The sequence below is a fragment of the Streptomyces sp. NPDC001668 genome, from assembly GCF_042893155.1.
GTDB lineage: Bacteria > Actinomycetota > Actinomycetes > Streptomycetales > Streptomycetaceae > Streptomyces.
This window is the reverse complement of record NZ_JBIAUQ010000032.1, coordinates 1-6,603: the sequence shown is the minus strand read 5'-3', so window position 1 is coordinate 6,603 and position 6,603 is coordinate 1. Positions and strand designations below refer to the sequence as shown.

The 6,603-nt window shown below is 69.4% G+C and carries 4 protein-coding genes and 3 pseudogenes; 6 read left to right on the top strand and 1 reads right to left on the bottom strand.

Annotation, left to right across the window (positions count from 1 at the left end; all coding sequences use genetic code 11):
* The 3 genes and pseudogenes from ACFYZ8_RS44765 to ACFYZ8_RS44755 all read left to right on the top strand — a co-directional run.
* A pseudogene (locus ACFYZ8_RS44765) lies at positions 1-147 on the top strand (formyl-CoA transferase); the annotation flags it as partial.
* Between the two features lie 174 nt (positions 148-321).
* Positions 322-1,713 (top strand): OFA family MFS transporter, encoded by a 1,392-nt coding sequence (locus tag ACFYZ8_RS44760; RefSeq protein WP_388542547.1) that lies wholly within the window; start codon positions 322-324, stop codon positions 1,711-1,713.
* Between the two features lie 16 nt (positions 1,714-1,729).
* Positions 1,730-3,169, top strand: a complete 1,440-nt coding sequence (locus ACFYZ8_RS44755) for an OFA family MFS transporter (protein ID WP_388542549.1) — start codon at positions 1,730-1,732, stop codon at positions 3,167-3,169.
* A gap of 550 nt (positions 3,170-3,719) precedes the next feature.
* Here the strand turns inward: ACFYZ8_RS44755 and ACFYZ8_RS44750 are convergent.
* On the bottom strand, positions 3,720-4,394 hold the full coding sequence (locus ACFYZ8_RS44750) for a GntR family transcriptional regulator (RefSeq protein ID WP_388542551.1): 675 nt from the start codon (positions 4,392-4,394) through the stop codon (positions 3,720-3,722).
* A gap of 250 nt (positions 4,395-4,644) precedes the next feature.
* On the opposite strand from ACFYZ8_RS44750, the gene ACFYZ8_RS44745 reads away from it, so the two are divergent.
* The 3 genes and pseudogenes from ACFYZ8_RS44745 to ACFYZ8_RS44735 form a co-directional block, all read left to right on the top strand.
* The gene (locus ACFYZ8_RS44745) at positions 4,645-5,616 is read left to right on the top strand and encodes a 2-dehydropantoate 2-reductase (RefSeq protein ID WP_359035934.1); all 972 of its coding nucleotides are present in this window, start codon (positions 4,645-4,647) and stop codon (positions 5,614-5,616) included.
* A gap of 47 nt (positions 5,617-5,663) precedes the next feature.
* A pseudogene (locus ACFYZ8_RS44740) lies at positions 5,664-6,440 on the top strand (molybdopterin dinucleotide binding domain-containing protein); the annotation flags it as partial.
* 8 nt (positions 6,441-6,448) lie between these two features.
* Positions 6,449-6,603, top strand: a pseudogene (locus ACFYZ8_RS44735) (sulfurtransferase FdhD); the annotation flags it as partial.

Below are 6,603 nucleotides of genomic sequence, written 5' to 3'. Positions count from 1 at the left end.
GTCGGCAACCCCCTCAAACTCTCCGACTCCCCCACCACCATCACCACCCCACCCCTCCTGGGCCAGCACAACGAAGACATCTACATCGGCGAACTGGGTCTCGGTGACGAGGAGTTGCGGCTGCTCAGGTCGGGCGGGGTGATTTGACGTGGTGAACAGGAGCCACGTTCCCGGGTTGTTGGGCGGTGGTCCATGACGTGAAAGAGCACGGGGTCCGGCGGCGGTGCGCGTCGGCCGGCCCCGGGGATCCGTGCGCGCACGAAAGGCATTTGGACAGGGGGCGCTGGCCAGATCTTTCGACGCAAGGAGTGCTTGAAGACTATGACGACCGTCGACTACTCGTCGTCCGCCACCTTCAAGGAGGTGACGGACCGCAACGGCCGCGTGTACCGGATCGGCGAGACCGACCGGCACATCATGGGACGACCACGATGGACCATGGTGCTCTTCCCGTGGATGGGCATGCTGGGCATCAGCTCCTCGGAGTACGCGTTCACGTCGGCCGAGGACACCCTGCACGAGGCGCATCTGTGGAGCAGTGGGCACATCTTCTGGCTGATGGGCGTCTGGGTGTTCTTCCAGGCGGCCGTGGCCTTCCCTGCCGGACAGCTCAGGGAGAGCGGGAAGCTTCCGGCCCGCTACGCGATGATGCTCGGCGCGCTGGGCACCGTCCTCGGCTATCTCTCGCTCGCGTTCGCACCGAACGTGATCGTCGCCTATCTGGGCTTCGGGGTGTGCAGCGGTATCGGCGCCGGTCTTGTGTACGCGACCTGCGTCAACATGGTCGGCAAGTGGTTCCCGGAGCGCAAGGGCGGCAAGACCGGCATGGTCAACGGCGGTTTCGCCTACGGCTCGGTGCCCTTCGTCTTCCTGTTCACCTCGTACATGGACCTGAGCAACTACCGGGGCGTTCTGGTGACGGTGGGCCTGGTCTGCTGCTCGGTGGTGGCGTTCGCGGGCTGGTTCTTCAAGGACCCGCCGAAGAACTGGTGGCCCCCGCACGTCGACCCGCTGAAGATGACGGACGATCCGAAGATCCGGCGGGCGCTGGAGAAGAACCCGCCGGCGGTCAAGCAGTACACCCCGAGGGAGGCCGCGCGTACGCCCGTCCTGTGGATGATGTGGTTCTGCCTGCTGTGCACGGCCGGGATCAACATCTTCGGCATCGCCTTCCAGGTGCCGTTCGGCAAGGACATGGGCTTCGCGGGCGGGATCGTGGCCACGGCGATGTCGCTGAAGGCGATCGTCAACGGCACCGGGCGCGGGGTGATCGGCTGGATCTCCGACAAGTTCGGGCGCCGCAACACGCTGATCATCGTGTGTCTGGTGCTGGGCACCGCCCAGTTCGGTGTGCTGGTCTCGGGCCAGATGGGCAGCATGCCGTTCTTCCTGTTCTGCTCCATGGTCTCCGGCTTCGGCGGCGGCGCGATCTTCCCGCTGTTCGCCGCGATGACGGCCGACTACTTCGGTGAGAACAACAACGCCTCCAACTACGGCATGGTCTACAGCTCGAAGCTCATCTCGGGGCTCGTCGGCTCCGGTGTCGGCTCGATCGTGGTCGGCGCCTGGGACTACCAGGGGGCGTTCGTCCTGGCCGGCTCCATCGGCCTGGCGTCCGCGGTCCTCGCGCTGTTCCTGAAGGCGCCCGGCAGGCCCCAGGCCAGCCGTCGGACCGTCCCCAACCCGCAACCGCTCGGCGAGGAAATGGCCTGAGAGGAAATGGCCTGACATGACGGCAGATCCGTACGCAGCACGCAGCGAGACCGACAACTCCGCGCACTCCACCGCCGCACACCGTCCCTACCGGGAAGTGACCGACGCGGGCGGCCGCGTGTACCGCATCGGCGAGACCGACCGGGACATCCTCGGCCACTCCCGCAAGCTCATGGTGTACCTGCCCTGGCTCACCATGATGGCCATCAGCGTCTTCGAGTACGCGTACGGCTCGGCCGAGGACACCCTGTCCCACGCCCATGGCTGGACGCAGAGCAACACCTTCTGGATCCTCAGTGTCTGGGTCTTCTTCCAGGCCGGCATCGCCTTCCCCGCTGGCTGGCTGCGGGAGAAGGGCATCCTGACGGCTCGTCAGGCCATGTACGCCGGCTCGGGTATGTGCCTTGTCGGATTCCTCGCCCTGTCCCACCTCGACAACGTCCTGCTGGCGATCCTGGGATTCGGCGTCGTCGGCGGAATCGGCGCCGGGCTCGTCTACGCGACCTGCATCAACATGGTCGGCAAGTGGTTCCCCGAACGCCGGGGAGCGAAGACCGGGTTCGTCAACGGCGGCTTCGCGTACGGATCACTGCCCTTCATCTTCATCTTCAACTACGGCTTCGACACCGCCAATTACCACCGCGTCCTGGATCTCATCGGCTGCTACGTCCTGATCGTGGTCGTGGGGTGCGCGTTCTTCTTCAAGGACCCGCCGAAGAACTGGTGGCCCGCCGACATCGACCCGCTCACCCACGGCGGCAGCGAGAAGGGTGCGGGTGCGCCTGCGGGTGCGCCTGCGGGTGCGCTTGCCAAGAACCCTCCGGCGGTACGGCAGTTCACGCCGAAGGAGGCCGTCAGGACCGGCATGCTTCCCCTCATGTGGGTCGCCCTCGTCATGACAGCGGGTGTATCGATCTTCGGGATCTCCTTCCAGGTCGACTACGCCAAGGAGATCGGTTTCGGCCCGCTGGTCGCGGCCTCCTCGATGGGGGTCATGGCGGTCATCAACGGCGTCGGACGGGGCGTGGTGGGCTGGCTGTCCGACAAGTGGGGCCGCAAGTCCACGCTGGTGTTCGTCATCGTCGTCCTGGGTCTCGCGCAGTTCGGTGTGATCTGGGCGGGCGACATCAAGAGCGAGCCGCTGTTCCTGGTGTTCGCGTTCCTGTCCGGGTTCGGCGGCGGCGCGTTCTACCCGCTGTTCGCGGCGCTGACCCCGGACTACTTCGGGGAGAACTACAACGCCTCCAACTACGGACTGGTGTACAGCGGCAAGCTGATCAGCGGCCTGTTCGGGGGCGGCCTGGGCTCCATGGTCGTCGCGGCGTGGGGTTACGACGGGGCGTACGCCCTGGCCGGGGCCACCTCGATGGTCGCTGCGGCGATCGCGCTGCTGCTGCGGCAGCCTGGACGGCCCCGAAGCGGAGCCTCGGTGCCGCAGCCGCAAACCGCGGCCTGAGCAGGCAAGTTCGACCCACGGATCAGGCGGCCCTCCACCTCGGCCTTCGCGCCGGGCAAGGGCCGCCTCATCCGATGGTTGCGGCCCGCGGCCCGCGGGACGCTGGTCCAGCGGTACGGAGGCGCGGGCTCCACGGTGCGGGTACGCGGACTGGACCGTCCGGGTGCGCGGACTCGACGGTCCGGGTGCGCGGCGCGGGCTCAAGGTACGGATGCGCGGCGCGGGCTCAACGGTACGGATGCGCGGGGCGGCGCCACGGCGGCGAAACCCACCGCCCTGCTCCGTCGACCTCGGCACACAGCCCTGGCCAGGCCACAGGGGCTCGGCGGCTCGGCGGCTCGGCGGCTCGGCGGCTCGGCGGCCCGGCGGCCCGGCGGCCCGGCGGCCCGGCGGCCCGGCGGCCCGGCGGCCCGGCGGCCCGGCGGCCCAGCGGCCCAGCGGCCCAGCGGCCCAGCGGCCCAGCGGCCCAGCGGCCCAGCGGCCCAGCGGCCCAGCGGCCCAGCGGCCCAGCGGCAGGCTACTGGCCTCGCCGGCCGAACGGGCTCGCGGACTACTTCTCGCGGTCGTGGTACATCTTCCGCGTGTGTTCGGTGTGTTGCCGCATGATCGCGGTGGCGCGCTGCTCGTCTCGGTCGGCGATCGCGGCGATCAGTTCACGGTGCTCGGTCCAGGACTGGTGGCCGCGCTGCCGGGCGACCGGCGTGTAGTACCAGCGCACCCGCCGGTCGACCTGGGCCGCCAGCTCGGCGAGGACCGCGTTGCCCGCCAACTCCATGACTTTGGCGTGGAGTCGGGCGTTCAGGGCGACCGCGGCGTCCACATCGTCCGCGGCGACCGCACTCTCGCCCTGGGCGCACAGCTCCTCCAGGGCGGCGATACCGGCGCTGCCCGCGTGGACGGCGGCGAGCCCTGCCGCCTCGGCCTCCAACAGGGTGCGCACGGTGAGGAGTTGGTCCGCTTCCTCCTCCGTGGGCTCGTGCACGAACGCTCCTTGGGCAGGCCTCAGATCGACCCACCCCTCGGTGTTCAGCCGCTGCAACGCCTCCCGCACCGGCTGCCGGGACACCCCCAGGTGACCGGCGAGCTCGCTCTCGACGAGATGCTGACCGGGCTGAAGGGCGCGGGTGGTGATGAGTTCGAGCAGGGCGCCGTAGACGCGGTCGCGCAGTGGACCGGGGCGCTCGAGCCTGGGCACCGTCCCGTACGGCAGTCCTGTCGTCGGCAACATCGCGGTCCCTCCTGTGCAGCGGCCTAGCTGCAGCTGAGAGCCAAGTATGAATTGGTTTTCGCCTACAGTCTACGGCGCACAACCCACCGCGCCCTCAGCCCCCTCCCGACCGCACCGGACATCGCGGCAGCTCACAGGCTCGGTGACGTCATGACCCTTGCTGAGCCCGCTCTCCATCCTGTAGACAATATCCAGTCGACAAAGTCGGCAGTTCCTCGGTCACCCTCACCGAACGGAGCTTCCACCCATGAAAGTCGCAGTCCTCGGCGCCGGAGCCATCGGCGCTTACGTCGGCGCGGCGCTCCACCGCGCCGGCGCCGACGTCCATCTCGTCGCCCGCGGTCCGCATCTGGCGGCCATGCGGGAGCACGGCGTCCAGGTCCTCAGCCCGCGCGGTGACTTCACCGCCCGCGCCCACGCCACCGACGACCCGGCCGAGATCGGCCCGGTCGACTTCGTCTTCCTCGGCCTGAAGGCCAACTCGTACGCGGCGTGCGGGCCGCTCATCGAGCCCCTTCTCACCGACACCACCGCGGTCGTCGCGGCCCAGAACGGCATCCCCTGGTGGTACTTCCACCGGCACGGCGGCCCGCACGACGGCCACCGCCTCGAGAGCGTGGACCCGGGCGGCGCGGTCAGTGCGGTGCTCGCGCCCTCCCGGGCCATCGGCTGTGTGGTCTACGCGGCGACCGAGCTCGAAGGGCCGGGTGTCGTACGGCACTTGGAAGGCACCCGCTTCTCCATCGGGGAGCCCGACCGCAGCCGGTCCCCCCGCTGCCTGGCTTTCAGCGAGGCCATGCAGGCGGGCGGCCTCAAGTGCCCGGTCGAACCGAACCTGCGGGACGACATCTGGCTCAAGCTGCTGGGCAACATCTCCTTCAACCCCATCAGCGCGCTGGCCCGTGCCACCATGCGGCAGATGTGCCTGCACGGCGGCACCCGCAAGGTCATCGAGACGATGATGGCGGAGACCCTCGCGGTCGCCGAGGCCCTGGGCTGCACCGTGGGCGTGTCCATCGAACGCCGTCTCGCCGGCGCCGAACGCGTCGGCGACCACCGCACCTCCACGCTCCAGGACCTGGAACGCGGCAAGCCCCTGGAACTCGACGTCCTCCTGACCGCCGTCATCGAACTGGCGGAGATCACCGGTGTCGACGTGCCCACGCTGCGCACCGTGCACGCCCTGTCCGACCTCCTCGCGCTCCGGTCCGCCGCATGACGGCACTCGGCACTCATGTCATCGGGTCGGGTACCGGGGTCCGGCCGAATGCCGGCACCGGGGTCCCGATGGCCCACGCCGTCGGCCGGGAGATCATCCGGACGGGGCGGGCCGACCTGGGGTTCATCGAGCGGGCGACCTGCGGCTTCGAGGAGTACAGGGCACTCGTCGAGCCGTGGACGGTGTCGCTGGCGGCGAAGGTGACGCGCGTACCGGCCGCCGTCGTAAGGGAGTTGGCACAGGCCTGCGCGCGGGGCGAGCCGTTCCGGACATACGACGGCGCTGAGGACGCCGAGGTCCGCGCGCTGGCCGACCTGTCGCTGCTGACCGGCCGCGGTCACGACGATCCTGCGCGGCGCACGCCTTTCCACCTGGTGCCGTTCGACCCTCCCGTCGACCTGACGGACGAGGAGTATCCGGTCCGGCTCACCAGGGGGCGCCGTACCGGCTCGTACAACACCCGGATACAGAAAGGCGGTTCGGCGTTGCTCCTTCGCGGATCCTCACTGCGGCGCGCCGAGTGCGTCGAGCTGAGTCCGGAGGACGCCGAGCGCTATGGCGTGGTGGTCGGCGAGGAGGCGCGGGTCACCACCCGGCGGGGCTGGACGGCGGCGCGGGTGTGGGTGGATCCGGCGCTGCGGCCCGGTCTGGCGTTCATGACCGGGCGTCCGCCGGACCGAGTGGACGCCAACCAGGCTGCTACGCAGGCCAGTTGTCCGATCGCGGGGGCCGTGGAGTTCGAGGCCACAGCGATCCGGATCGAGAAGATGCCCGTCGTGGCGATACCCGTCGTGGCGTTGCCCGTCATGGCGAAGCGGAGCTGAGGACGGACATGGGACGAGTCACGGAACGACGCAAGGTGATCCGCATCCGCGACGGAGCCATCTCCTCACGCCCGGACACCCTGGTCACCGAGGAACCGCTGGAAATCCGCCTCAACGGCAAACCCCTCGCCATCACCATGCGCACCCCCGGCGACGACTTCGC

Coding starts and splice junctions, on each gene's coding strand:
- ACFYZ8_RS44745 (WP_359035934.1), top strand. CDS start 4,645: ATGAAAGTCGCAGTCCTCGGCGCCGGAGCCATCGGCGCTTACGTCGGC.
- ACFYZ8_RS44760 (WP_388542547.1), top strand. CDS start 322: ATGACGACCGTCGACTACTCGTCGTCCGCCACCTTCAAGGAGGTGACG.
- ACFYZ8_RS44755 (WP_388542549.1), top strand. CDS start 1,730: ATGACGGCAGATCCGTACGCAGCACGCAGCGAGACCGACAACTCCGCG.